This is a genomic window from Clostridium beijerinckii HUN142 (assembly GCF_000621745.1).
In the GTDB taxonomy this organism is placed as follows: Bacteria; Bacillota; Clostridia; order Clostridiales; family Clostridiaceae; genus Clostridium; species Clostridium beijerinckii_A.
On record NZ_KK211337.1, the window covers coordinates 277,245 to 302,797 of the forward strand.

Annotated in this window: 28 protein-coding genes; 26 read left to right on the plus strand and 2 right to left on the minus strand. The window is 29.3% G+C overall.

Annotated elements, in window-relative coordinates; all coding sequences use genetic code 11:
• Positions 1-49 precede the first annotated feature (49 nt).
• On the minus strand, positions 50-751 hold the full coding sequence (locus tag T483_RS0124945; RefSeq protein ID WP_026889271.1) for a hypothetical protein: 702 nt from the start codon (positions 749-751) through the stop codon (positions 50-52).
• Positions 752-953: 202 nt separating this feature from the next.
• Between T483_RS0124945 and T483_RS0124950 the strand changes: the two genes are divergently transcribed.
• The 24 genes from T483_RS0124950 to T483_RS0125065 all read left to right on the plus strand — a co-directional run bounded on the left by T483_RS0124950 (position 954) and on the right by T483_RS0125065 (position 21,840).
• Positions 954-1,394, plus strand: a complete 441-nt coding sequence (locus T483_RS0124950; RefSeq protein ID WP_026889272.1) for a YiiD C-terminal domain-containing protein — start codon at positions 954-956, stop codon at positions 1,392-1,394.
• A gap of 54 nt (positions 1,395-1,448) precedes the next feature.
• On the plus strand, positions 1,449-1,856 hold the full coding sequence (locus T483_RS0124955) for a VOC family protein (protein ID WP_026889273.1): 408 nt from the start codon (positions 1,449-1,451) through the stop codon (positions 1,854-1,856).
• A 92-nt stretch (positions 1,857-1,948) separates the two neighbouring features.
• The gene (locus T483_RS0124960) at positions 1,949-2,344 is read left to right on the plus strand and encodes a carbonic anhydrase (RefSeq protein WP_026889274.1); all 396 of its coding nucleotides are present in this window, start codon (positions 1,949-1,951) and stop codon (positions 2,342-2,344) included.
• A gap of 246 nt (positions 2,345-2,590) precedes the next feature.
• Positions 2,591-2,962 (plus strand): four-helix bundle copper-binding protein, encoded by a 372-nt coding sequence (locus tag T483_RS0124965; RefSeq protein ID WP_026889275.1) that lies wholly within the window; start codon positions 2,591-2,593, stop codon positions 2,960-2,962.
• Positions 2,963-3,249: 287 nt separating this feature from the next.
• Positions 3,250-3,813 (plus strand): TetR/AcrR family transcriptional regulator, encoded by a 564-nt coding sequence (locus tag T483_RS0124970; protein WP_026889276.1) that lies wholly within the window; start codon positions 3,250-3,252, stop codon positions 3,811-3,813.
• 128 nt (positions 3,814-3,941) lie between these two features.
• Complete coding sequence (lon, locus tag T483_RS0124975) at positions 3,942-6,329, plus strand: endopeptidase La (protein ID WP_026889277.1); 2,388 nt, start codon at positions 3,942-3,944, stop codon at positions 6,327-6,329.
• A 393-nt stretch (positions 6,330-6,722) separates the two neighbouring features.
• Positions 6,723-7,445 (plus strand): precorrin-3B C(17)-methyltransferase, encoded by a 723-nt coding sequence (gene cobJ / locus T483_RS0124980; protein ID WP_026889278.1) that lies wholly within the window; start codon positions 6,723-6,725, stop codon positions 7,443-7,445.
• A 129-nt stretch (positions 7,446-7,574) separates the two neighbouring features.
• Positions 7,575-8,339: a cobalt-precorrin-6A reductase gene (locus tag T483_RS0124985; protein ID WP_026889279.1), complete on the plus strand. Its 765-nt coding sequence runs from the start codon at positions 7,575-7,577 to the stop codon at positions 8,337-8,339.
• Between the two features lie 116 nt (positions 8,340-8,455).
• The gene (locus tag T483_RS0124990; protein ID WP_026889280.1) at positions 8,456-8,905 is read left to right on the plus strand and encodes a GNAT family N-acetyltransferase; all 450 of its coding nucleotides are present in this window, start codon (positions 8,456-8,458) and stop codon (positions 8,903-8,905) included.
• Positions 8,906-9,091: 186 nt separating this feature from the next.
• A complete protein-coding gene (locus tag T483_RS0124995; RefSeq protein ID WP_051560564.1) occupies positions 9,092-9,580 on the plus strand; it encodes an NUDIX domain-containing protein in 489 nt (162 codons plus the stop codon).
• A 72-nt stretch (positions 9,581-9,652) separates the two neighbouring features.
• On the plus strand, positions 9,653-9,832 hold the full coding sequence (locus T483_RS0125000; protein ID WP_026889282.1) for a transcriptional regulator: 180 nt from the start codon (positions 9,653-9,655) through the stop codon (positions 9,830-9,832).
• Between the two features lie 638 nt (positions 9,833-10,470).
• A complete protein-coding gene (locus T483_RS0125005) occupies positions 10,471-11,436 on the plus strand; it encodes a glycoside hydrolase family 73 protein (RefSeq protein ID WP_026889283.1) in 966 nt (321 codons plus the stop codon).
• Between the two features lie 74 nt (positions 11,437-11,510).
• Positions 11,511-12,602 (plus strand): nicotinate-nucleotide--dimethylbenzimidazole phosphoribosyltransferase, encoded by a 1,092-nt coding sequence (gene cobT / locus T483_RS0125010; protein WP_026889284.1) that lies wholly within the window; start codon positions 11,511-11,513, stop codon positions 12,600-12,602.
• Positions 12,603-12,984: 382 nt separating this feature from the next.
• Entirely contained in the window at positions 12,985-13,515 is a 531-nt protein-coding gene (locus tag T483_RS0125015; protein WP_026889285.1) for a cob(I)yrinic acid a,c-diamide adenosyltransferase, read from the plus strand.
• Positions 13,516-13,553: 38 nt separating this feature from the next.
• A complete protein-coding gene (locus T483_RS0125020) occupies positions 13,554-14,093 on the plus strand; it encodes a bifunctional adenosylcobinamide kinase/adenosylcobinamide-phosphate guanylyltransferase (RefSeq protein WP_026889286.1) in 540 nt (179 codons plus the stop codon).
• The gene (locus tag T483_RS0125025) at positions 14,090-14,848 is read left to right on the plus strand and encodes an adenosylcobinamide-GDP ribazoletransferase (protein ID WP_026889287.1); all 759 of its coding nucleotides are present in this window, start codon (positions 14,090-14,092) and stop codon (positions 14,846-14,848) included. The genes T483_RS0125020 and T483_RS0125025 overlap by 4 nt, the downstream gene beginning before the upstream one ends.
• A 17-nt stretch (positions 14,849-14,865) precedes the next feature.
• Complete coding sequence (locus tag T483_RS0125030; protein ID WP_026889288.1) at positions 14,866-15,255, plus strand: bifunctional adenosylcobinamide kinase/adenosylcobinamide-phosphate guanylyltransferase; 390 nt, start codon at positions 14,866-14,868, stop codon at positions 15,253-15,255.
• Positions 15,256-15,322: 67 nt separating this feature from the next.
• Entirely contained in the window at positions 15,323-15,931 is a 609-nt protein-coding gene (locus T483_RS0125035; protein WP_026889289.1) for a histidine phosphatase family protein, read from the plus strand.
• 56 nt (positions 15,932-15,987) lie between these two features.
• The gene (cbiB, locus tag T483_RS0125040; RefSeq protein WP_026889290.1) at positions 15,988-16,935 is read left to right on the plus strand and encodes an adenosylcobinamide-phosphate synthase CbiB; all 948 of its coding nucleotides are present in this window, start codon (positions 15,988-15,990) and stop codon (positions 16,933-16,935) included.
• 189 nt (positions 16,936-17,124) lie between these two features.
• The gene (gene cobD / locus T483_RS0125045) at positions 17,125-18,210 is read left to right on the plus strand and encodes a threonine-phosphate decarboxylase CobD (RefSeq protein WP_026889291.1); all 1,086 of its coding nucleotides are present in this window, start codon (positions 17,125-17,127) and stop codon (positions 18,208-18,210) included.
• A gap of 76 nt (positions 18,211-18,286) precedes the next feature.
• On the plus strand, positions 18,287-19,024 hold the full coding sequence (locus T483_RS0125050) for an immunoglobulin-like domain-containing protein (RefSeq protein WP_026889292.1): 738 nt from the start codon (positions 18,287-18,289) through the stop codon (positions 19,022-19,024).
• Between the two features lie 20 nt (positions 19,025-19,044).
• The gene (locus T483_RS0125055) at positions 19,045-19,707 is read left to right on the plus strand and encodes a diphthine--ammonia ligase (RefSeq protein ID WP_026889293.1); all 663 of its coding nucleotides are present in this window, start codon (positions 19,045-19,047) and stop codon (positions 19,705-19,707) included.
• A 101-nt stretch (positions 19,708-19,808) separates the two neighbouring features.
• Entirely contained in the window at positions 19,809-21,308 is a 1,500-nt protein-coding gene (locus T483_RS0125060) for a cobyric acid synthase (RefSeq protein WP_026889294.1), read from the plus strand.
• A 16-nt stretch (positions 21,309-21,324) separates the two neighbouring features.
• Positions 21,325-21,840 carry a hypothetical protein gene (locus tag T483_RS0125065; RefSeq protein ID WP_026889295.1) on the plus strand — a complete coding sequence of 172 codons (516 nt, stop codon included), beginning with the start codon at positions 21,325-21,327 and terminating at the stop codon, positions 21,838-21,840.
• Between the two features lie 195 nt (positions 21,841-22,035).
• Here the strand turns inward: T483_RS0125065 and ytaF are convergent, their stop codons facing one another.
• Positions 22,036-22,662, minus strand: a complete 627-nt coding sequence (gene ytaF, locus T483_RS0125070; protein WP_026889296.1) for a sporulation membrane protein YtaF — start codon at positions 22,660-22,662, stop codon at positions 22,036-22,038.
• A gap of 466 nt (positions 22,663-23,128) precedes the next feature.
• Here ytaF and yidA point away from each other — a divergent pair, with 466 nt between their 5' ends.
• The gene (yidA, locus tag T483_RS0125075; RefSeq protein ID WP_026889297.1) at positions 23,129-23,932 is read left to right on the plus strand and encodes a sugar-phosphatase; all 804 of its coding nucleotides are present in this window, start codon (positions 23,129-23,131) and stop codon (positions 23,930-23,932) included.
• 464 nt (positions 23,933-24,396) lie between these two features.
• On the plus strand, positions 24,397-25,506 hold the full coding sequence (locus T483_RS0125080) for an HD-GYP domain-containing protein (protein ID WP_026889298.1): 1,110 nt from the start codon (positions 24,397-24,399) through the stop codon (positions 25,504-25,506).
• Positions 25,507-25,553 lie beyond the last annotated feature (47 nt).

The following is a 25,553-nucleotide window of genomic DNA, read 5'->3' on the forward strand; positions in this document are numbered from 1 at the left end:
ATGATTATAGAAATCGTAGCAGGAGAATTTAAAGCTCCTGCTTTAATTATTATCTGCTAGTAACTGTAAACGGATTGAATTTGATGGCACCATTATATTGATAAGGATAAAATTGCTTTAAGTGAGAAAGGTAATTTATCCATTGAGAAGTTAATGCCCTATAAACTCTGCAAATATCACCTTTTATGTGAGTAGAGTCATCTTTTGTCAGTGTTTTATATTGTAAAAATACAATTTCATCTCTTAAATGCATTAGAGACATAAGTAAATCGGCAAAGGTTTCATGCTCTAATATATTCTCATTACTTATAAGGTTAGATAAAATATCTCTACTTTCGAGAACTAGTTTTTCAAGCCTAGGATAATTAATTTTTTCAAAGTCTATTATGTGTTCATAAGATTTTAGTTTATTATTAGAAGTTTTTAAGTCTGTAAAATCTAGATTTAAATATTGTATATTCGCATCACCAGCTACTATTATTTCCAATAGAGTAAAACCAATATCACTAAAAAATAATCCAACTAACATATTTAATTTGCTTAAACGCTCAAGTTTAGTACGTCTTTCTACAAGCTTCTCAAATACTAGGGTTACGACTAATATATTTATAGGGATAAAACAGAGGCTCATAAAAGAGTAATAAATTGTGTTTTCTAATTGCCCAAATACTAAATAATGAATAAAAAACATTATAAATGATAATAAAATTAAAATAAATGAAACTAATAAATAATGTGTAATATTTTTCATAATTGCTCCTTTAATATTAGAATTTATATAGATAACAATAGCATGTCTGACAAGTTAAGACAATTATATTTAAATATTAGAATAATAATCATTTGATTGCACTATTATGTCATATATTGGATTTAAATTGAGTTATATGATAAAATTTATAAATATTATATTTTGTCTACAATACATGTAGATGAACATCGGAGGTAAGATAATGAGTGAGAATGAGTTTGAGCAGTTTTTACATACCAATATACCAATTACAGAAGCTATGGGCATAAGTGTTACAGAGTTTACTAAGTCGAGAGTTAGACTTGCTGCTAAATTAAAACCTAATATAAATGATAAATTAACAGCGTTTGGAGGAAGTATAAATACTTTGATGACAATATGCGGATGGTCTATGGTTTTTGTAAATATTAAAGAAACTGACCCAAAGGCTCAGATAGTAATTAAAAAAAGTAATATAAATTATAGAGCTCCTATACGTGAAGATTTCACTGCAGAATGTGAAATTTTTGGTGATGAAACAAGAAGAGAATTTCTCGAAACATACACGAGACACAACAAGAGTAGATTAGATCTTAAGGTTGTTATTAAAAATAAGGAAACTATTTTCGCAGAGTACGAGGGACAATATGTTGTATTTAAATAGAATAGTTATGGATAAATTTACAAGCATAAATAGATTTATTATGGAGGAAAAATAATGGGAATAAAAGCTATGCACCATGTGTGCATTCAAACTAATAGTTACAAAGAATCGCTTGAATTTTATAAAAATATTCTTGGGTTTGAGATTGTAGAAGAGACAAAGAATTTCCATACTAGAGATTATAATACATGGTTAAAACTAGGAACATTCATGATTGAGTTACAAACCAGCAAGAAGGGAGAAAATCTTTCTAAGTGGAGTAAGTTAAGCGAAGGAATAGTTCATATGTGCTTTTTAGTGGATAATGTTCAAGAAGAATTTAATAGGATTAAAAGTTTAGGTTATAACAATTTTAGGGTTAAAAATAATGAAGTAATATATAAAGTTGAGGATAGTTTCTTATTTAAACTAAAGGCTCCTGAGGGTACAGAAATTGAATTTAGAGATAAAAATGAAATATAGATTTCATTTATCATCTTTATTTGAAGAGATTGATAGCAAACGCTAACTTATATTCATATCTTACCTAAGAATAATAGTTTTAGGTGGTATGAATGAGAAAAAGCTTTGGGACAGTTTTAAATTGTATTGACGGAAGGACTCAGATTCCAGTAATAAATTGGATAAAAGAAAATTTTAATGTGGAGTATGTAGATTTAATAACTGAGCCTGGAATGGACAAGATAGTGTCAGAAGGGAATCCGTTTTATTCAAGTAGATTAAAAGATAAGATTAATATTTCAGTTAAGGCTCATAAATCCAAAATAATTGGATTGGTAGGCCATTATGACTGTGCTGCGAATCCAGTGGATGCTGAGGTGCATTATAGGCAAATAGAAGAAGCCACAAATTTGATTAAAAATTGGAATTTTTCCGTTGATACAATAGTTGGTTTATGGGTAGATGAGTTTTGGGAAGTACATGTCGTTAGCTTGTATAAAAGAATTTAAATATAGAACATATATAAATTAGGAGCAGATGTTACTTAATCTGCTCCTGTTTTTGATGCGCAAATATATTAAGTACAAAGATTTAAGATATAACAAGTATAAACTAAAAAGTTTATATAAAAAAATATCAAATGCATCCTTTTTGAATTTTATAGGCGACTTAAGCAGAAATTACAAAGTATATTTTTAGTGCGTTAGAAGAAAATATATTTTGTTATCAATAAAATAATAAAGGAGGAAACAAAAATGGAAGCAACTATGACCAGACATTCAAATTCATTAATATCGGAAGGAAACCCAATGCAATATTGCATTGATGCTTGCAGCAAATGTGTACAAATATGTGAGGAATGTTTAAACTTATGTTTACAACATAGTGATGCTAGAGATAGAATGTATTGCATTAAATCACTTCAAGATTGTGCTGAAATTTGCTCTACAACAGCTTGTTTTATTTCAAGAGGAAGCGGGCATATAAGAGAAATAGCTACTGTATGTGCTGCAGTTTGTGAAAGCTGTGCAAAAGAATGTGGCAGATTCGATGATGAACATTGTCAAACATGTGCTGATGTATGTAGTCAATGTGCTAGCGAATGTAGACACGTATTAAATATGTAGGATATTGTTTGATTTAAGTTACTTCTTATTTTAAACATAAAAGTTTGGAAAGTATTAAAAATCACTATTTTAAAGTTTAATAGTGATTTTTAATATTTTACGATATTAATTTGAGAATTAGGATGAATGTATTAGTAAATTAAAAAATTAAATAAGTTATAGTTTTAGTATTTTTAATGTAGATTTTAAAAGAAAATTAATATTTAATAAGATAAAATTGGTGGAATATATATTGACAATAAAAGAATGTTCGTTTATTATAGAAATATAATAATAGAGGTGTTTAAATGAGAAGGAAAGACGATGAAAAGCAAAAGAACATAAAGGAAGCAGTTATTAAATTAATTCTTAAAGAAGGCTTTCACGGTACGTCTATTTCGAAAATAGCAAAAGAGGCAGGGGTGTCACCTGCTACAGTATATATATATTATGAAAATAAAGAAGTCATGTTACAAGACATATATCTTGAATATTCTGAAGATATTTTTGATTACATACTCAGTAAACTTAACAATAAGAGGAATGGTCAGCAAGTTATTGAAATTATTGTTAAAGAGTATTTTATTTATATTAGGGAGCATGGAGAAGTCTTTCATTTCGTAGACCAATTTGCTAATTGCCCAGCTTTATCAAATCAATGTTTGACTAAGAGGGGAATAAATAACCTAAATAATTTTCTTGATGAAATGAAAGAAAGAAAAGTTTTTAAAAATCTTCAAAATGATAATTTAAGAGCAATACTTTTTTATCCAGTAAAATCAATTGCTATTAATTCATGTATTGATGAAAATGAAAAAATTGAGTTGCTAAAGGAACTCATTAGAATAGTGCAAGATGCATTACTTATATAAATTAAAAGGACTGTTTTTTAGTGCGAGAGATTTTGTGAAAATATAATTGCAGAAGTATCTCGCTATTGCTTAACTAATCTTTAAATGAATGCTCGTTTAAGAATGTTCTAATAGGAAGGATGATTATTATGATAAATTTAGATGATAAAAATAATATAGGAAGAGTAATTCCGGTGTCAGATATAGTGTTATTACCTGGAATGTACCATACACTAAAATTTAATAAATTTAGTGAAACTCAAATTGAAAGTTTATCAGATGAAGATATAGTTAATATTGCATTACCTTTAAAACAAAACTTTGGTCAAAGTAAGTTAAAGGAAGAAGATTTTCATAGAGTTGGTGTTACATTTCAAGTAAATGCAATTGAAAAAACAGAAAAGGGATATAAAGCAGAAATTAAAATATTAGATAGAGTTGAAATTAAAACATTTAGTATTGAGGAAGAATTTATTAAAGCCGAATTCGAATTTGCACCCGATATTATTGATCTTACAGAAAAAAGTAAGGACGAAATGGTAGAGTATATTAAAAAAGTTACTCGTGAAATTAGTGAGAATTTTAAAGGGTCAGAAAAGTTTATGTTAGCTGTAGAAGGGCAAAAAGATTTGAATAAGCTTATAGGATATTTATCTCATTTCATGCAAATTTCAAGTGAGGAAAAATATGATTTGTTGGAAACTCAATCATTAAAGGATAGAGGTCTTAAATTTATAGATTATTTATTAAAACAAAAAGAATCTTTGAAATTGCAATTTGAATTAGCAGAAAGATTTACAGAAAAAGCTAATAAGAATTATAGGGAAACAGTATTAAGAGAGCAGTTAAAAGCGATTCAAGAAGAATTGAATGAAGGAAAAAGTACAACTTCTAAAAAGGACAAGAACTACTTAAGTAGAATTGAAGAGGCGCAAATGCCGGATGAAATAAAAGAAGTTGCTTTAGAGGAATTAGGAAAATTAGAAAGCCAAAGTCCAAATAGTGCTGAATACAATGTTATTAAAAACTACCTAGAATTATTAATTCAGCTTCCTTGGAAAAAGCAAGAATTTAAAGATATTGATTTGGAAGAAGCAAGAAGAATATTAGATGAGCAGCATTATGGATTAGAAAAAGTTAAAGATAGAATAATACAGCATTTAGCAGTTATGCAGCTTAAAAATGATAAAAAGGGTTCTATTCTATTATTAGTAGGTCCTCCAGGAGTAGGTAAGACAAGCCTAGGAAAGAGCATTGCAGAAGCTTTAAACAGAAAATATGTAAGATTAAGCTTAGGTGGAGTGCGTGATGAGGCAGAAATAAGAGGTCATAGAAGAACTTATGTAGGTGCAATGCCAGGAAGAATTATTCAAAGTATAAAGAAAGCAGGAGAAATAAATCCAGTTATGGTTTTAGATGAAGTAGATAAGTTGATGGCTAGCTATAATGGAGATCCTGCAAGTGCATTATTAGAAGTACTAGACCCAGAACAAAATGATACTTTCACTGATCACTATTTAGATGTACCTTATGATTTATCTAATGTATTCTTTATTGCTACAGCTAATTCACTAGATACTATACCAAGACCTCTATTAGATAGAATGGAAGTAATTCAAATTTCTAGTTATACTATGAATGAAAAATTCCATATAGGAAAAAATCATTTAATTCCATCGGTTCTTGAAGATCATGGATTAAATAGTAGTCAGCTTGTTATAGAAGATGAAGCCTTAGAAAGAATTATAAGTGAATATACTTTAGAAGCTGGAGTAAGAGGCCTTAAGAAGCAAATAGCGACGCTTGCAAGAGTTACATCAGAAAAGATTGTATCCAACAAAGTTGAATTACCTTTTAAGGTTAAAGAAGATGATTTAGAGGATTTACTAGGAAGAAAAGTCTCAAGTCATGATAAGGCTCAAAATGATAATGTTCCAGGAGTTGTAACTGGACTGGCTTGGACATCTGTAGGTGGAGAAATACTTTTCATTGAAGCTACAGGAATGCTGGGAAATGGACAAATTGTTTTAACTGGACAGCTAGGAGATGTTATGAAAGAATCTGCACAAATCTCTTTAAGTTTATTAAAATCAAGATTGCCAATTAATGCGATAAACTTTAGAGAAAGAGATATTCATATTCATGTTCCATCAGGATCCGTTCCTAAAGATGGACCATCAGCAGGAATTGCATTATTTACTGCACTTGCATCACTTGTTACAGGTATAAAAGTAGATTCAAAACTTGCAATGACAGGAGAAATAACTCTAAGAGGAGCAGTTCTTCCTATAGGAGGACTTAAAGAAAAATTATTAGGAGCTCAAAGAGCTGGAATTACAAAAGTGTTAATTCCAAAGGATAATGTAGTTGATTTAAATGAGGTTCCACAAGAAGTTAAGGAACAATTAACTATTATAGCTGTAGAAACAGTAGAAGATGTTCTAAGAGAAACTTTGGGAATTTCACTACCAAGAATAGAGCATATATTTAATCCTAATAAATTTATTGAAGGAACTTTCAAGGCAGCAGAAGAATAAGAAATATTAAGAGATGTTGTGAAAACTACTTATTGACAAGTAGGAGAAGCAACATCTCTTTTTGCTTTTGCGAAAAGGGAAATATAATAAAAAAAGATGATTCCATTAAATTCGGAGCCAATATATCACATAACTATAGAAATATAAGCAGAGAAACGGAATATTTCAAAATATAATACTTTATTTTAGGTAGTGGATATCGCATAATTAATATTGTTTCAATAAGAAAAATATGCAATAAATAATTTACATTTTTAAGAGTTCAAATATTATCTCACATAATTAGTTACCTAATATTATAGCGAAATGCTATAATATAGAATTAGATAATGATAAGAAGAATTAGATTTTATTCGAAGGATAAAAATAAAGCGAAAAGAGGTTGGTTGAAATATGGGAAAATTAAGAGTAATAGGCATAGGGCCTGGAAGTATTGAGAATATGAGTATAAGAGCATTAAAGGCCATTGAAGATAGTGATGTTGTTGTAGGGTATAACAAATATATTGACATGATAAAAGACTTAGTTAAAGATAAAGAGTTATATTCGACAGGAATGAAAGGTGAAGAAGCTAGATGCAAGGAAGCTTTAAATTTATGTAAAGATAAAAATGTTGCATTAATAAGTACTGGAGATGCAGGTATTTATGGAATGGCTGGATTGATACTTGAACTTAAAAAAGATGAGGATGTGGAGATAATTCCAGGTATTACAGCAAGTAGTGCAGCAGGTTCTGTAGTTGGGGCGCCTCTTATGCATGATAATTGCAATATTAGCTTAAGTGATCTAATGACGCCTTATGAAGATATAAAGAAGAGAGTAAAACTTGCAGCAGAAGGGGATTTCGTAATATCTTTATATAATCCTAAAAGTAAAGGAAGACCTGACTATTTAAGAGAGTGTATTGATATAATAAGGGAGTTTAGACAGGATAGCACTCCAGTGGCAGTAGTAAGACATGCACTTAGAGAAGGGCAAAGTTATAAATTATTTACTATCAAAGATTTTGATGAAGATATAGTAGATATGATGTCTATTGTAATAGTAGGAAATTCAAAAAGTTATTATAAAGATGAAAGATTTATAACACCTAGAGGTTATGAAAATAAAAGATAGAGATAGTTTGTATTTAGGTATATAAAAGAAAATAATGAGTTGATGATGCACTACATAAATTTGAAATAAATTAGCATGGTTGGCTCATTATTTTTTAAATGTGTCTTGGCAATCTGGAATGGAGAAAGTATGATTGGATTTATCTTAGGAACTTCAGAAGGAAGAAAAATTTTATCGTTAATAAATAAATACACTAGTGACATTGCTGTTACAACTGCTACAGCGTATGGAGGAGAGTTACTCAAGGAATTTAATATAAAGCAGCTAAACACAAAACCTTTGAATGCAGAAGAAATGCTAAAATGGATAGAGGTCAATCAAATTGATATACTAGTTGATGCCTCTCATCCTTATGCACAAGAAGTTACCAAGACTGCATTAGAGTGCGCAAATTATCTTAAGATTAAGTATATAAGATATGAAAGATTAGGTGCTCTTGAGAGTATTAATGGGGAAGATATAGTAAGAGTTAAAGATTATGATGAGGCTATTGAAATTATAAAAAATATAGATGGAAATATTTTGAATACTACAGGCGGAAATAATGTTTCTAAGTTTGTAAACTTAGAGTTTAACCATAGAGTAATACATAGAATTTTGCCATCACCTAAAGTATTAGAGAAGATAGTTGAAAAAGGAATTAATATTAAAGATATTATAGCACTTCAAGGTCCGATATCTTATGAACTGGAGAAAGCATTTATTTACCAGTATAATATTAAGGCGATTTTGACTAAAGATAGTGGTAAAGAAGGCGGAGTTCTCGAAAAGCTTAGGGCAGCCCGGGAAGCCAAGATCAAATTAATAGTGATAGAGAAACCAAAATTTAATTATGAATTAGTATTTAATCATGAAGAAAAATTAGTGGAGTTTCTGATGAAAGATAAAAAATGATATATTAATTTAAAAATTACTTGAAGTTAGAGTAGTATTTTACTAGACAAATATAGGTTTTGATAAATTAAATTTATTAGAATACAGATACTAAAAAATATAAATTGGGGGCAAGAATGGATTATATAGTCAGAAGAACCACTTCGGAGGATGTAGATTTTAAGTTTTTAGAGAAGCAACTTGATGAGGAGTTATTCGAAATATATGGAGAGATGCAAAATAATTATTCATCACACAATAGGGTTAGTGAGTTAAAGACAATTATAATATATGTTAACCAGAAACCAATAGGTTGTGGATGCTTAAAATTTCTTGATTGGGATTTAGCGGAAGTGAAGAGGGTATATGTATCATTAGAAAATAGGTGCAGAGGAGTAGCTAAGATTATAGTAAAAGAAATTGAAAGGTTGGCAATTGAGAGTAATATTAAAAATATTGTTTTGCAGACAGGAAGCAGACAAAAGGCGGCTGTTAGTTTATACAAGAGTATGGGATATAAGTTGACTGAAAACTATGGTCCATATGTAAATGATAGTAATAGTATTTGCATGAAGAAAATTGTTTAATAGAAAAATTTCATTATATAGATGTTAATATACTATAACAGTGTTTTTGATAGAAATAAAAACAGATGAAAGGAGGAGATATTTACGGAAAGTGAAGAAAAGCTGTCATTTTATGATGAAGAGTTAAATGAAATTGGTGTAGCTTCTCGTTCGCAAATACATGAAAAGGGACTTCTACATAAGGTTGTGCATTGTTGGATTGTAGATGAGTCTAGCAATGAAAAATGGATATATCTTCAACAGAGATCATATAAGAAAAAAGATTTTCCAGGATTATATGATATCTCAGCAGCAGGTCATGTTGATATTGGAGAGGAAATAGAAAATGCATTAAAACGTGAAGTCGAAGAAGAAATAGGGATAGAAATTAATTCTAAGAACTTAAGGTTTGTTGGAAGCATAAGAGAAAAAATGAATCTAAATAGCTTTTTAAATAATGAAATATGTGAAGTATATTTATATAATGTAAAAGATCCTAAATTTAATATTGGACATGAAGTGGAGAAAATGATAAAGTTATCAGTTAGTGAATTTAAAAAGTTGATTTTAGATGGCCATGACCGTATTATGGCTTTTTCAATTGATGAAAAGTTAAAATTTAATATAAGAGCTCATGAATTCTGTATACATGAGAAAGAATATTTGAAATCGATAATAGATTTTATTGGAAAGTGATTATTGATTAAATTATTTTTTTGGAATATAATCAAAGAAAATAAATAATTCGTACTGAAGGGAGTTAAAGTAATGAGCGTTAAAGAAAAAGTTTTAGAAGTTATGAGAGAAGCTGGAAAGCCAGTAAGTGCAGGTGAGGTTGAAAAATTATCTGGTTTAGATCGTAAAGAAATTGATAATGCATTCAAGGAATTAAAGAAAGAAAGCGCTATTGTATCACCAGTTCGTTGTAAATGGGAACCAGCAAACTAATGTACATGTAAACATAATAATTAAGGCACCTGAAAATAAATAATAGATCAAAGATGCTGAGTATATTTTGTGCAGACAAGGAAGTGAATTCTGCACATAGACGTGTCTATTAGTAGGATTTGCTGACGTGGGCAGAGAATCCAAATCTACGATTTGGTGTGATTCGCTTAATCAGTGAGAGTATGCGAGTTGAGCTTCCTTAGTAGATGCAAAGTAGACAGACATACTGGTTATTATTTTTTTTGATTGTGCCTGAAGTGAAGAGTACTCTTGTAATAATGATAATATTACAAAAAGAGGCTCTTTATTTTTTGCGGGATATATGATGTTTAAGTCAAAAAAGTTAGTTTTTAATTCATTAATGATTCTTTTAGTGATTACGCATAAAAATATATTTAAAAGAATAAGTGATTGTCGAAATATTATTTAAAAAGTAATAGAAGTTTAATAAAAATAGTTATTTGAAATTTATATTTATATTATATAATTTGAATATATAAGTTCTAGATAATATGATCCATTATTGAGTGTCTGGTTTACTGAAAATCTGAATGCAAGTTTATTAAGAGAATTTTGGGAAGCTATGATTATTCATTTGTAATTATATATTTTTATGTGGGATGAAAGGGAGAATCATTATGAACACGAGAAAAAGAAAAAGAGGATTAAAAAAAATTGTATTTAATATTATAGCATTTGGTATTGTTGCCTTTGCTGTTTTTGGAGTTTATAGCGGCTATATGGCAAAATATAATAGTATAAATTTGCAGGATTTAAATACAAAAATTTATATACAGGATGCAGATAATGCAAGCAAAGGTAAGCTTCAAGTAAATTGGAAGTTCATGGCTGCTATTGATGGTGTTAGATATAAAAATGATTTTTCTAAAGCAACAGATGGTAGCATAAATCAATTAGCTAATATGTTCGTAGATAACAATAGTAGTACAAGCGTTAAAATTAGAAATAGTCAGTATAAGCTCGTTGACTTGGAGACAGTGTTAGATAAGCTATCTTTCGATAAAGAACAAAAAGAAAAGGTATATAAGTATATAGATGATTTGAAATATATTGGGTATCAAAAGAATAATTTAAAAGATGAATCTAAGCAAGGATTTATTAATGATTTATATCCAGAAGCAATTGAGGTATATGATAAGTATGGGATTCTCCCTTCTATAACTATTTCGCAGGCAATATTAGAAAGTGGGTGGGGAAAATCGGATTTAAGCACTAAAGCTAATAATCTATTTGGAATAAAAGCAGACTCAGGATGGACAGGGAAAAAAATTAAAATGAGTACTTCAGAATATTATAAACAAAAAATTGAAGATTATTTCCGAGTATATAATAGTAAAGAAGATTCAATAAAAGATTATGGAGAATTTCTTAGCAATAATAAAAGGTATAAACAAAGTGGAGTTTTCCAGGCTGCTAATTATCTAGATCAGGCCAATGCTATAGAAAAGGCTGGCTATAGTACTGTGGAAAATGATAAGGGGGAAGAAATTTATTCAAAGCTTCTAATAGGAGTTATTCAGGAACAAAATCTTCAGCTTTTAGATTTCGAATGTGAGATGAATTATTTTAATGGTAAAAAATAAATTATACGCATTGTTTATGAATTTATGTTATATTAAAACAAAAAATAATAGCATATACAATTGGGGGAAATAGAATGAATACTAATTCTAAAGAATTAAGAGATATTATTAATAACATAAGAGAGGTAGATGCTGACGTAATAGCGGAGGCAGATAGAAGAATGACATCACTTGCAAAGCCACTGAAGAGTTTAGGAAAGTTAGAAGAAATAGCTATAAAACTTTCTGGTATTACAGGAAAAGTGAAAAATAACATAACAAAAAAAATGGTTATAATAATGTCTTCAGATAATGGTGTGGTTGAAGAGGGAGTTGCTTCAGCGCCTCAATCGGTGACTTTAGCTCAAACAATTAATTTCACAAAAGGATTAACAGGTGTAGCAGTTCTCGCAAAAGAAAATAATACTGAACTTATGGTAGTTGATGTTGGAATTAACTGTGATTTTAGCTATCCTGGCGTAATTAATAGAAAGATAAGAAAGAGTACTAATAATATTGCAAAAGGCGCTGCAATGACACGTGAAGAAGCAGAAAAAGCAATTTTAATTGGAATAGAGTCTGTTAAGAACGCGAAAGAGCTAGGTTACGAAATTCTTGGAGTTGGAGAGATGGGGATTGGCAATACTTCTACTAGTAGTGCTGTATTGTCGGTATTAACAGACGCAAGAGTGGAAACAGTTGTAGGAAGAGGTGCTGGAATCACAGACGAAGCGCTTGAGAAAAAGAAGGAAGTTATTAAGAAAGCAATAAAGGTAAATAATCCAATAAAAGATGATCCAATAGATGTAGTTTCAAAAGTTGGAGGCTTTGACTTAGCAGCTATGGCAGGAGTATTCTTGGGATCTGCTTATTATAAAGTTCCGGTTGTTATTGATGGCTTTATATCAGCAGTTGCTGCACTTATAGCGTTTAAATTAAACTCAAAAACTAGAGATTATATGTTTACTTCACATGATTCAAAAGAATCAGGATTTAAAGTTGCAATGAAAGAATTAAGTTTAAGCCCAATACTAAACTTAGATATGGGGCTTGGGGAAGGAAGCGGATGTCCGCTAGCATTTTCAATAATGAAATCTGCATGTGCAGTAATGAATAATATGGCAACTTTTGAGGAAGCAGAAATCAATGACAGCTATTTAGATGAACTTAAGGCTATGGATAAATAATAAATATTTAAAGAAAGGCAAGGTCTTTAATTAGCCATTGATAATTGAATACCACATATGAAAATAAATAACAAGTCACAAAATACCATGGAATGTTCTTATATGTAATATATCTGTTTTTTATAAGGTGTATATTTTTCATCAGGCAAGGGAGTAAAATGCCATCATATCAGGTTTAATATGGAACTTAAAGAATATGTTATAATAACTGTATACTTTGTAAAAATATAATTATATAAGGCAGTTAAAAAGTGACGGTATTGAGTTTTAATCATTTGGCAATAATGTATTTGTTTTGCCAAACGGTTATAGAGTGATAATTAAGTAGCATTTTTGAATATAAAAATTATTTATTTCTGTGAATAAAGAAGGAGCGTGTTTTATGGAATTGGGACTTATTCATATTTATTGTGGAGATGGAAAGGGGAAGACAACAGCGGCTATGGGTCTTGGGATAAGGGCTGTTGGACGTCAAAAGAAAGTTTTATTAACACAATTTTTAAAGGATAATGAGACGGGTGAATTGAATTCTATTGAGAAACTTGGAAATGACTTTGAAGTTTTTAAAGGGGCTCCGGTGACGAAGTTTTTTAAATTTATGAGTGAAGAAGAGCAAATAGAGACTAAAAGAGAGCATGAGGAAAGATTTTTCAAAGTTACTAAGAAAGCTATAGAAGAAAATTTTGATTTATTAATATTGGATGAAATAATTGCATCTACTAATTTAGATTTAATTTCTTTAGGTAAAGTAATAGATTTTTTAGAAAACAAACCAAAAGGATTAGAAGTTGTTCTAACCGGTAGGAATCCTAATGAAAAGTTAGTTGAACTTGCAGATTATGTTTCGGAAATTAAAGCTGTAAAACATCCATATGAGAAAGGAATAGGCTCAAGGATAGGTATAGAGAAGTAACTTATTTTTAATAGTATTTTAGACTGGAATGAGAGTATATGAATTATTTGATAATTGGAGGTTCTAAGAGTGGTAAATCAGAAGTTGGGGAAAAAATAGCTCTAACTTTAAATAGAAACGAAGTTATATATATCGCCACTATGAATCCATATGATAAAGAAGATGCAGAGAGAATAGAGAAACATAAAAACAGCAGAGAAGGATTGAATTTTAAGACAATGGAAGTCCCCCGAGATTTGGATAGTGTGATTAATATGATTAATTGCAAGGATACTGTACTTATAGATAGTATAACTTCCCTCTTGACTAATGAGATGTTTGTTGAAAATCATATTATAAAAAATCCTTCTCATAAGATATTAAGTGATATAAAGCAAGTTATGAATAATGCAAAGAATGTTGTTATTGTGAGTGATTACATATTTAATGATGCAATACAATATGATGAGATAACTGAAAATTTCAAGAAAGAACTAGCTATTATAAATAGAGGTTTAACAAAGTATTGTGGGAATGTTATAGAATGTAGCTTCGGATTAATTAAGTATATTAAACATGAGGAGAAAGTAACTTTATGAAGAAATTATACAAAGGATTTATTATGGCATTAAGCATGTTTACGATACTTCCAACTCCATATGTTGAATGGGACGATGATGGAGTAAAAAATATGATGAAATTTTACCCACTGATTGGATTAATAATTGGAATCTTGTGGAGTATAATATATTATTTAGCGAGTATATTAAATATCTCGATAATTTTAAAGAGTTCGATAATTACCATAGTACCATTTGTAATAACAGGAATGCTGCATTTAGATGGTTTTATGGATGTTTGCGATGCAATTCTTTCAAGAAGAAGTAAGGAAGAGAAACTCAGAATACTTAAAGATTCAGCTACAGGAGCGTTCGCAGTAATATCCCTAGTGATTTTGTTTTTTTTACAATTTGGAGGGGTATATTCTATTTTAGAAAAGAGTAATTATCTTTATACGTTAATTCTGATTCCAATAATAAGCAGAAGTGTTGTAGCGTATTATCTTTTAAGCAGAACGACCATAAAAGAAAGTACTTTAGGGACTTATTTTAAAAAAGGGACCAATGTTTATGATAAGCTTATTATGATAATAACATTGATAATAACATTAATAATATCAGTAATTTTATTAAATATTTATGGAATAATATTAGTTTTATTAATGAGTTTAGGAATTAAATTGTCAGTAGAAAAATGCAGAAAAGAATTTGGTGGAATATCTGGAGATGTTGCCGGATTTGCTTTGGTTATAGGTGAAGTAGTTGGAATATTAATACTAGGAATAATTCCGTAAGGGGAAGGATGGCATTTATGAAATTAATTTTTGGTGGAGCCTATAATGGAAAATTAGATTATGTAAAAGAAAAATATAAAGTGAGTCATGAACAGATTTTTTTCTGTAGAGATGAAAATATAGAATATAATAAGGAAATCATATGTGGATTACATGTTTTTGTAAAAGCCTGCGTTTCTAATGGGATTAATCCAATAGGAATTTTAAAAGACAAAATGGATTTATTAGAAAATAAAATAATAATATGCGATGAAATAAATTCTGGAATTGTTCCAATTGAAAAATCTGATAGAATATGGAGAGAAGAAACCGGGCGTTTACTTCAGTTCTTAGCAAAGCATTCTTCTCATGTATATAGAATTTTTTTTGGCATTGAAGAGGAATTGAAAAATAAGATGCTTTTTTGATAGTCCCTTAAAGAAAGAGGTGGATTTAGTTATAGATTAGATTGGGAAAACTATAACGGATAAAGGTATGAGCGAAATTAAGTTGTATTTGGTCAGACATGGAAAAACCTATTGTAATGAAAGACAATTATACTGTGGTAAAAGTGATGTTGAGCTAAGTGAAAGCGGGAAAGAGCAATTGAGGGGAATTTCTGGAAGAGTTAAATATACAAAGTGTGATTTTTACTTTACAAGTGGAGCAAAGAGAGCAAATCAAACATTAGAAATTATTTGTCCACAGAATAAGTATAAAGTTTTAAACAAGTTTTTTGAATATGATTTTGGCGATTTTGAATTAAAATCATATGAAGAAATAAAACTGTTAAAAGAGTATATAACTTGGATAGAAGATGAAGAAGGAAATATAAAATGTCCAAGCGGAGAGAGCAGAGTAGAATTTAGAAAAAGAGTTAATGATGGATTTGTGGAGCTTATAAATTATCTCATTAAAGAAAATATAGATACTGCTTTTGGAGTGATTCATGGAGGAAGTATAGGTATAATATTAGAAACGTTTTATGATAATAAGAAAAAATTTTATGAGTGGCAGCCTGGCAATGGAGAAGGATACGAATTGATAATAAAAATAAGAGAAGATGAGCAATTTGAAATAGAGAATGTATCTCAAATACAGTAAGAAAATATGATTGGAATTATTTTTGAGATACGAAAGAAATTGACGAGGAGAACTATATGATTGAACTTAGTATAGGATTTATTTTGGATTTATTAATTGGAGATCCTAATAATCCATTTCATCCAGTTAGAGGGATTGGATATGTAGCTAAAAAACTTGAAACACTGTTTAGAAGAATATTTAGAAAGCATTTAAAAGCAGCAGGGCTTATTGTATGGATGCTTACTGTGATAATAATATTTGCAATTGTATTCTCGATTGTTAAATTATCGAGAGAATTTAATATTTACTTTGGAGTTATTTTAGAGGGAATTCTGATATATTTTTGCATATCATCGAGAGCCTTAGTTGTTGAAGGATATAAAGTAGTTAAGTTCTTATTAAGAAATGATTTAGATGGGGCAAGAAAGCAACTATCATTTATAGTAGGGCGAGACACTGCAAGCTTGAGTAAAGAGGGAATAATAAGAGCAGTTGTTGAAACTATAGCAGAAAATATGGCAGATGGAGTCATAGCTCCTTTATTTTATGCTATGATTTTTGGAGCGCCTCTTGCATTTGCGTATAAAGCGGTGAATACATTAGATTCGATGTTTGGGTATAAGAACGATGAATACATAGATTTTGGATATTTCCCGGCGAAATTGGATGATGTTTTTAATTTTATTCCAGCCAGGATAACAGGCATGTTGATAGTATTAGCTTCTGCATTTCTAGGATATGATTATAAAAATAGCTTTAAGATATATAGAAGAGATAGATATAATCATACAAGTCCTAATAGTGCACATCCAGAAGCAGCTATAGCCGGTGCATTAGGTGTACAACTTGGTGGGGCAAATTACTATTTTGGAAAACTTGTAAGCAAGCCTACAATAGGAGATGAAATTAAAGAAATTGATATTAATGATGTTAAGAAGACTGCTAAGGTTCTTTATTTATCATCTTTCATAGGGTTTGTGTTCACTTTAGTATTTAGAAGGCTAATAGTAATAATATTTTAGATGTCAGAAATTTGAGTGATTAACGATTGTTATAATATAGAGAGGTTACTGTTAATATTAAATGGAAATTGATGTATATGTTGAAATAGTAAAATTATTTTTAAGTATATAGTAACTTAAAGATAAATTAAGATTAAAATGTAGAAATTCAATTGAAACATATATGAACTATGTATAGGGAGGAAAGTCATGGCAAACTTTGGACATGGTGGAAATGCTAAAGAAATAAGTAGAGAAAATAAAATAGATTACAAAGACATAATTGACTTCTCAGCTAATATAAATCCGTTAGGAATGCCAAGTCGTGTAAAAGATGCAATTATTGAAGGTATAAATGAAATTGAGAAATATCCGGATATAACTTATTTTGAACTTAAGGATTCAATAGAAAAGTTTGAAAATGTTAGCAAAGAAAATTTGATTTTGGGTAATGGGGCAGCAGAAGTTTTATTTAATACAGTTAGAGGGATTAATCCAAGGAATACATTAATTTTAGCCCCAACTTTTTCGGAGTATGAAGAGGCCGCAAAGGCAATAAATAGTAATATTATTTATTATAATCTTAAAGAGGAAAATAATTTTAATATAAGAGAAGATATTCTAGATAATATAAGTGAAAACTTAGATTTGCTATTTATATGTAATCCTAATAATCCAACAGGTGTTATAACTGAAAGAGATTTATTAAGAAGAATTTTGAACAAGGCAGAGAAAAATAATGTTAGGGTAGTAATAGACGAATCATTTTTGGATTTTAGAGAAGGAAGCTTTTCGATGATTCCCTATATAGATGAATATAAAAATTTAATTATAATAAAATCTTTGACCAAATTTTTTGCGCTTCCAGGCATAAGGATTGGTTATGCTATTTGCAGTGATTTAGCATTGAAAGAGAAGATAGAAACTATATCTCCTGCTTGGAATATAAATATCTTAGCAGAAATAGCAACAAAAGCAGCACTTAATGAAAAGAATTATATAAAGAAATCTATAGAATTTATAGACCATGAAAAAAAATACCTATATAATGAAATAAGAGAAATAGATGGAATTAAAGTCTTTGAACCAAGTGTGAATTTTATTTTATTAAAAACCTTGATAAAAATAGATTTGAAAAAAGATCTTTTAAAGAATAATATATTAATTAGAAGCTGTAGCAATTATGTGGGGTTAGATAATAGCTATTATAGGATTGCTGTACGAAGTCATGAAGAGAATTACAAACTGATAAAAATAATGAAAAATATATTTGAAATGCATAGAAAAGAACAATAATTTAAGTTATGTATAGGTTAATTTTATTGTTAAAAATAGATGAAATATTAAGCTTTGATAATGAGAGGAGCAGGATATGAATAGAAAATTTATTGCTTTAATAATGAGCGTGCTTGTAGGAATGAGTATAGGAATTTCTAATAAAGTTAATGCAGAAATTAGCAATGGATGGGTTAATAACAATAATGGCTGGAGTTATTATGAAAATGGCAGTGTAAAAACTGGATGGGTAAATGATAAGGGGAATTTTTATTATCTTAAAGATGATGGAAATATGGCTGTAGGATGGATTAATGTTAATAATAAATGGTACTATATGAATGAGTCTGGAGCTATGAAAACAGGTTGGCTTCAGTATAAAGGAGCTTGGTATTATTTAAAGCAAAATGGAGAAATGGTTTCCAATGATACAGTAGATGGATACTATTTAGGAGCAGATGGATCTTGGATTGAAAAAAACTCAGCCAATGATACAACTGAAACCACTGATGAATTGAAAAATAATATTACTATGAAAACAGAAAAAAATGAATATGATCTAAATACTAAAGAGATTACTATATATATTACAAACAATGGAAAGCAATCAGCTTATTATGGACTGGAATATGTAGTTGAAAAATTTGCAGACAATAAATGGAGTAAAGTCTCTTTTAAGGATGAACCAATGTTTATAGAAATAGCTTATAATTTAGAGCCGGGAAAAACAAGTAGTCAAGTTATTTCTTTAGAAAACTTGGAGAACTTAACTGCAGGTAAATATAGAATAGTAAAGTTTGGCGGAAGATATACTGCTGAATTTGAATTAAAGTAAAAACAAATAAGAGGGGTAGTATGGATAAAGAAAATGTTGTAGTTTCATTCAGCGGGGGGAAAGATTGCACTTTAGCCTTGCATAGAATGATTAAAAACGGTTATAAGATAATAGGATTATTAGTTACTTTTGACAATCAAAAAGATTCTTATTTTCATAAAATACCAAGGAATATTTTTCAAAAAGTTTCTAAGGAATTAGGAATTCCGCTTATTGAAATAGACTGTAGCAATAAAAATAATTATGGAGAAGAATTTGAAATGGCATTAAAAATTTCAAAAGATAAAGGTGCCGAAATTTGTGTATTTGGAGATATAGATATAGAAGCACACAGAGGTTGGTGTTTAGATAGATGTAATGCAGCAGAAATTAAAGGAGTATTTCCATTATGGCAAGAAAATAGAGAAAAGCTTACTAATGAGTTTATAGACTATGGTTTTAAAGCTATAATTAAAAAGGTAAATCTAAAGGCGCTAGGAATAGAATTCTTAGGAAAAGAATTAACCAAAGAGGTTGTTAATGAAATAAAAAACTTAGGATGCGATCCTTGCGGGGAAAATGGAGAATATCATACATTAGTTTTTGATGGTCCTATATTTAAGAATTCAATCAAATTTAATAAGGTCGGTAAAGAGCTTACAGAGGATTATGGATATTTAACAATAAAGGGATTATTGGATTAAGGATAAAGCTTATCAGAATAATTTAAAATTTAAATTTTGGAAATCAAAGACTAGAAAATAAATGTTAAGTATTGGAACTCGAATTTGAGGGGAGTAAGGAAATGGATAAAAAAAGTATAATGTTTTTAGGTACAGCGTCTTCTGTTGGTAAAAGTACTTTAGTAACAGCCCTATGTAGATATTTAAAAAATAAAGGGTTAAATGTAGCTCCTTTTAAGGCCTTAAATATTTCGTTAAATTCGTATGTAACAAAAGATGGATTAGAAATGGGACGAGCTCAAGTTGTTCAAGCGGAAGCCTGCAAACTACAGCCAGATGCTTTGATGAATCCAGTTTTGTTAAAACCAAGTGGTAATTGCACACAAGTCATAGTGGATGGAAAAGTTCTTTGCAATATTGAGCCTTATAAATATAAGGAGCTTAATGAAACTTTAAAAGTTAAGGTTAAGAGAGCTTATGATAAACTAAGTAAACAGCATGATATAATTGTATTAGAAGGTTCTGGGAGTTGCGCTGAAATAAATTTGAAAGATAGTGATATATCTAATATGGCTATGGCAGAAATTGCCGATGCACCTGTAATTTTAGTAGCAGATATTGACAGAGGTGGAGTTTTTGCATCTGTGGTTGGTACAATTCAATTATTATCCGAATCAGAGCGTGAAAGAGTAAAAGGAGTAATAATAAATAAGTTTAGAGGTAATATGGAACTGTTTAAACCCGCAATAAAACAGTTAGAGGATATTATAAATATTCCAGTCCTTGGAGTTATGCCATATGAAAAGTTTGATATTGATGATGAAGATAGCGTCACCGAAAGAATTAGGAACAAAGAAGAAGTTGGAACTTTAGATATTGCTATTATCAGGCTTTCACATATGTCAAACTTTACTGATTTTAGCATTTTAGAAAGAATTCCAGATGTGACTATACGATATGTAGATAAACCTAGTGAATTAAAAAATCCAAATTTAATTATAATACCTGGAACAAAGAGTACAATTGAAGATTTAAGAAGTATGAAAGAAAATAAATTATTTGATAAAATAAAAGAATTAAAAGAGAGTGGTACGCCAATTTTTGGAATTTGTGGGGGGTATCAAATGCTTGGAACGTTGATACTCGATAAATTGGGAGTTGAAGGAAATATATCTCAAGAAGATGGTTTTGGATTTTTGGATATAAAGACACGGTTTAATGAGACGAAAATTACAAAGCAAACTAAGGGGAATATTTTATGTGATTTAAAATCAATTAAAGCCATAGAAGGAAGTACTATAAGCGGCTATGAAATTCATAATGGAATAAGTAAGATAGGGAAGAAAGCAATACCTTTTATTAAGGATTTAGATGGTGATATTGTAGGTGTATGTGACCAAGAAAGAGTTATTGCAGGAACTTATCTCCATGGTATGTTTGATTCAGAGGAATTTATAGGTTCATTTGTTAAATCTCTTAAAGAGAACAACGATATTGTGGTTGCAGAAGATATAATTGTAGAAAAAGTAAATGAATATAAGGATAATGAGTATGATAGATTATCTAAGCTTTTTGAAGAAAATATAGATATATATCAGTTGAGAAAAATAATGGAACTTTAGGAAGAAGGGGATAGAGATGTTAACGGCTACTGAAGAGAGATTATTAAAATATATAGAAGAACGCGCAAGAGCAAATGTTAAAGGAAAAGCTTTCTATAAGATGACGGATATATTAGAGCAGGCGTTTTGGGTATCGGAAGAAAAGGCATATGAGGTTTTGAAAAATGTAATAGCGAGAAAAAATATAGGGAATTCAAAAGATGCTATTATAGATGAATATATTGATATGCTTAAAAAAGGATATGGATCAATACAAGAACAAGTAGAATTATTTGGCGGAGATAAATATACGAGTGTTATGTACACATCTGAAAGAAGATTAAAGAAGTATGAAGGTGGAACGTTTTTTGATCTTCTTAGGGAAGTTTACAAAGTTCCAGATGAAGAAATTATGGAGGTAACAGAAAAGTATTTGAAGTTTTTAAATTCTCCCATATTCTCATATAGGTTAGAAAAGGAGACCTTCCATAAGTTTTTACAATCGGATCTAGAAGAATTAGATAAGCAGTTCAATAGGTTTGTAAATTTATAGTATTAAATTAAAAATAATTATTAAGCAGAACATGGTGTAGCTAAAAGATAATAATTATATTTTAAGTGTTGAAGGCAAATTTGGATAAATAGAGCATATGTTCTATTTATTGAAGAAAATAATAGATACAAGTTTTATACCCAGTTTATATAGTATTTATTTGAGAATATACTATATAAACTGGGTATGAATTTATTATTTTAATATTCTAAGTATTGCTAATAATATGAGCAGAGCTCCTGATAACCAAGATAATTCAAGATGTACTTTTTGAGCAAATTTTCTTCCGATAACCACGCCAAGTGACACTAGAAGAACTCCTATGATAAAGCATAATACTAAAACTTGCGTATAGTTAATGTTACATAGGCTAGATCCAATTCCTACTGCAAGACTATCTAATGATAATGCTAAACCTAAATAGAATGATTCTTTGATATTTAAGCACTTAGAATTATCAAAATCAGCTTTTATTTCATCTGCATAAACTTGCAAGACAAACTGAAAGTCAAAGATTTTAAATGTTAAAGGGCTATCGGATTTTGAGCATTTTGAGATATATGATTTAAAAATATATTCAAATAATCTATATATTCCAAGTAACATTAAAAGTATAAATCCTAAAATTCCAGGAAGGCTACTTGGGAGTATGCTTTTAAATATTGAGCCGATAAGTAAAGAACAAGCAAGTGTAATGGTGCATACTAAATTTATTACTACTGCGCATATTGGTGGAATACGAATTTTTGAAGTACCATAAGCAATACTTGCAACGAAAGAATCTATGCATAACGAAGATACTAATAATAAAGACTCAAGCATAACTATTACCTCATAAGTTTTAAATACAATTCATAATATGAAAAAAAACAACTATTAGTTACAAATTTAGCAGTTTTATATTATTTTGGAATAGATTTATTAATAATAATTGAAATTCGTATAGAATCCCTGTAAACTATAAGAAATAATAACAATTAATATACAATATGTTGTGTAATGATATATTACAGATAGAACTCTAGCAATTTAAAGTATTTACTAAGATTAAAGAGTAGAAATTAAACAGCAATATTATAATTAGGAATATGAATTTCATGATATAATTAAAATAAATATATAATTGATTCACTGTATACATATATGTTTCAATAACTGACTTATACTTAAAATTCTAGTAGTATAAGTGTTTAATTGAAGTAAAATGTATCAACTTAATCGCAACATATATATATAAGAAATACCAATAAATATGCTGTAAATTATATTATATAAATGGAGGATTAAAATGTATAAATTACTTGCACTAGATATGGATGGAACTTTACTTACAACTGATAAGAAGGTTTCAAAAAATACTGAAGCAGCTATAAAGGCTGCAGAAGAAAAGGGTGTTAAGATAGTATTAGCATCAGGAAGACCATTAGATGGATTAAATAGGTATTTAGAAGAACTTGATTTAATAAAAGGTGAGGACTATGTACTTAGCTTTAATGGAGGATTAGTTCAAAATACTAGAGGGAAAATTGTCTCAAAGGTATGTTTAAAAGGAACTGATTTAAAATATATATATGAAATAAGTAAGAGGCTTAATGTCAATATACATGCTTTTTCTGCAAATGATGGATTAATATCTCCTAAAACTAGTAAATATACAGAGTATGAAGCTACAATGAATGGCATTGATATAACTATTAAGGACTTTAATGAAGTTGACGACGATGAAGATATAATAAAAGTCATGATGATAGATCCACAAGAAATATTAGATCCAGCCATAAAGAAATTACCTAACGAAATTTATGAGAAATATAGTGTATTTAAAAGTGCACCTTTCTTCTTAGAATTTACACATAAAGAAGTAGATAAAGGACTTGGTTTAAAAAAACTTGGTGAATATCTTGGGATAAAACGAGAAGAAATAATTGCATGTGGAGATGCTGGAAATGATTTATCAATGGTAAAGTATGCTGGACTTGGTGTAGCGATGGGAAATGCTACTGAAGAAATTAAAGAAGCTGCAGATTTTATTACTAATTCAAACGACGAGGATGGAATAGTGAAAGTAATAGAAAAATTTATTCTAAGTTAATCTAACTAGAAATTTATAGGAAATTGTTTTATTGTTATTGACTAAACCACATTTTGACAGACAATATAAAACAATTTCTTTTTTTCTGAGGAAATTATAACGTTATCAAGTCTATAGATATTTTGCCTTTTGTGAGTATGAATCATATAATAGGATACTCAAGTGGCGGGGGAAAAGAGTCAAAAGAATAGAAAACAAATTTATTCGCCCGCAAAATTTTTCTCATATTTGTTCGAAAAGGCAAATGAGTAAAAAAAATTATATTTAATTAATGAAAGTTTATGCCTAAGGTAATATAATATATTTATGTACTTATATAGCAGACTTAATTTGTTTTATAATTAAAAATTGAAATTAACTGTTTGGGGATAATTATGGGTGTTACATAAAGGAAGGGTATGTACATATGATCTATATTTAGGGGTATAGTATAAATAATGATTTATTTAGGGGGAATATAAGCTTTGAGATTAGTCCCAATTGAAAATGTTAAGCCAAATACAGTACTTGGAAAATCGTTGTATGACATTAATGGCAGAATTTTACTTAGAGCCGGAGTGGTTTTAAGAGAAAATACAATTGCAAAAATAAGGGGAATAAATATTCTATCAATATATATAGTTGATAAATACAGTAATGAAGAAATTGAAGATATTATTAAACCAGAACTCAGGCAAAAAGCAATTATAACGATAAAAGAAGCATTTTCTAACATAGGAAGGCTTAATAATAGCAATTCAGTAAGGAATAAAGAAAGTGATTATACATGGCAAGAGCAAAGTTATTTTTATAATATAGGAAAAATGGCAGTAAATTTAATTGATGATATCTTAAATAGAAGGGATATAATGCTTGCATTAGTGGATATAAGAAGTATGAATAATTATATGTATTCTCATTCTGTAAATGTTGCAGTAATCTCCCTTACTATAGGAATTGCACTTCAATTACCAAAAAAGAAATTGGAAGCTTTATGCATTGGTGCATTGATACATGATATTGGAAAATCATTAATACCAAGGGATATCATTGATAAACATGGAATCTTAAGTGAAGAAGAAAAAGAGATATTAAGACAACATCCAAGACTTGGATATAAGTATTTATCAAGCACTTATAATATTAATAGCCTAAGTAAATTAATAGTTCTTCAACATCATGAAAGACCAGATGGAAATGGATATCCAGATGGATTAGCTAAAGATAATATTATTGAACTAAGCAATATTGTAAGTATCGCCAATGTATATGACAATTTATCAACAGATTTGCCAGATAAAAGAGCAATGTTTCCAAGTGATGTACTAGAATATTTGATGTCAAATGCAGGAACTATGTTTGATTATAATATAGTTAATATATTTTGTAGAATAGTGATTCCATATCCAAAAGGAACTATTGTAGAATTAAGCACAGAAGAAGTTGCGGTGGTGGAAGAAACTACACCAGGCTTTCCACTAAGGCCAACTGTAAGAGTAATAGAAAGTCCTAGAGTAAGTAGAATTGGTATGAAAGTTGACCTTATAAAAGAAATTTCAATAGTCATTACTGGTGTGAAATATGAAATTAACTAATATAGGCATGTTAGAAAGGCAATCTTTTGATTAAGATTGCCTTTCTA

Coding starts and splice junctions, on each gene's coding strand:
- T483_RS0124965 (WP_026889275.1), top strand. CDS start 2,591: ATGGAAGCAACTATGACCAGACATTCAAATTCATTAATATCGGAAGGA.
- T483_RS0124970 (WP_026889276.1), top strand. CDS start 3,250: ATGAGAAGGAAAGACGATGAAAAGCAAAAGAACATAAAGGAAGCAGTT.
- cobT (WP_026889284.1), top strand. CDS start 11,511: ATGAATACTAATTCTAAAGAATTAAGAGATATTATTAATAACATAAGA.
- T483_RS0125030 (WP_026889288.1), top strand. CDS start 14,866: ATGAAATTAATTTTTGGTGGAGCCTATAATGGAAAATTAGATTATGTA.
- T483_RS0124985 (WP_026889279.1), top strand. CDS start 7,575: ATGATTGGATTTATCTTAGGAACTTCAGAAGGAAGAAAAATTTTATCG.
- T483_RS0125005 (WP_026889283.1), top strand. CDS start 10,471: ATGAACACGAGAAAAAGAAAAAGAGGATTAAAAAAAATTGTATTTAAT.
- cobJ (WP_026889278.1), top strand. CDS start 6,723: ATGGGAAAATTAAGAGTAATAGGCATAGGGCCTGGAAGTATTGAGAAT.
- T483_RS0125065 (WP_026889295.1), top strand. CDS start 21,325: ATGTTAACGGCTACTGAAGAGAGATTATTAAAATATATAGAAGAACGC.
- T483_RS0124945 (WP_026889271.1), bottom strand. CDS start 751: ATGAAAAATATTACACATTATTTATTAGTTTCATTTATTTTAATTTTA.
- T483_RS0124960 (WP_026889274.1), top strand. CDS start 1,949: ATGAGAAAAAGCTTTGGGACAGTTTTAAATTGTATTGACGGAAGGACT.
- T483_RS0125050 (WP_026889292.1), top strand. CDS start 18,287: ATGAATAGAAAATTTATTGCTTTAATAATGAGCGTGCTTGTAGGAATG.
- T483_RS0124990 (WP_026889280.1), top strand. CDS start 8,456: ATGGATTATATAGTCAGAAGAACCACTTCGGAGGATGTAGATTTTAAG.
- T483_RS0125015 (WP_026889285.1), top strand. CDS start 12,985: ATGGAATTGGGACTTATTCATATTTATTGTGGAGATGGAAAGGGGAAG.
- T483_RS0125000 (WP_026889282.1), top strand. CDS start 9,653: ATGAGCGTTAAAGAAAAAGTTTTAGAAGTTATGAGAGAAGCTGGAAAG.
- lon (WP_026889277.1), top strand. CDS start 3,942: ATGATAAATTTAGATGATAAAAATAATATAGGAAGAGTAATTCCGGTG.
- yidA (WP_026889297.1), top strand. CDS start 23,129: ATGTATAAATTACTTGCACTAGATATGGATGGAACTTTACTTACAACT.
- cbiB (WP_026889290.1), top strand. CDS start 15,988: ATGATTGAACTTAGTATAGGATTTATTTTGGATTTATTAATTGGAGAT.
- T483_RS0125055 (WP_026889293.1), top strand. CDS start 19,045: ATGGATAAAGAAAATGTTGTAGTTTCATTCAGCGGGGGGAAAGATTGC.
- T483_RS0125060 (WP_026889294.1), top strand. CDS start 19,809: ATGGATAAAAAAAGTATAATGTTTTTAGGTACAGCGTCTTCTGTTGGT.
- cobD (WP_026889291.1), top strand. CDS start 17,125: ATGGCAAACTTTGGACATGGTGGAAATGCTAAAGAAATAAGTAGAGAA.
- T483_RS0125020 (WP_026889286.1), top strand. CDS start 13,554: ATGAATTATTTGATAATTGGAGGTTCTAAGAGTGGTAAATCAGAAGTT.
- T483_RS0125025 (WP_026889287.1), top strand. CDS start 14,090: ATGAAGAAATTATACAAAGGATTTATTATGGCATTAAGCATGTTTACG.
- T483_RS0124955 (WP_026889273.1), top strand. CDS start 1,449: ATGGGAATAAAAGCTATGCACCATGTGTGCATTCAAACTAATAGTTAC.
- T483_RS0125035 (WP_026889289.1), top strand. CDS start 15,323: ATGAGCGAAATTAAGTTGTATTTGGTCAGACATGGAAAAACCTATTGT.
- T483_RS0124950 (WP_026889272.1), top strand. CDS start 954: ATGAGTGAGAATGAGTTTGAGCAGTTTTTACATACCAATATACCAATT.
- ytaF (WP_026889296.1), bottom strand. CDS start 22,662: ATGCTTGAGTCTTTATTATTAGTATCTTCGTTATGCATAGATTCTTTC.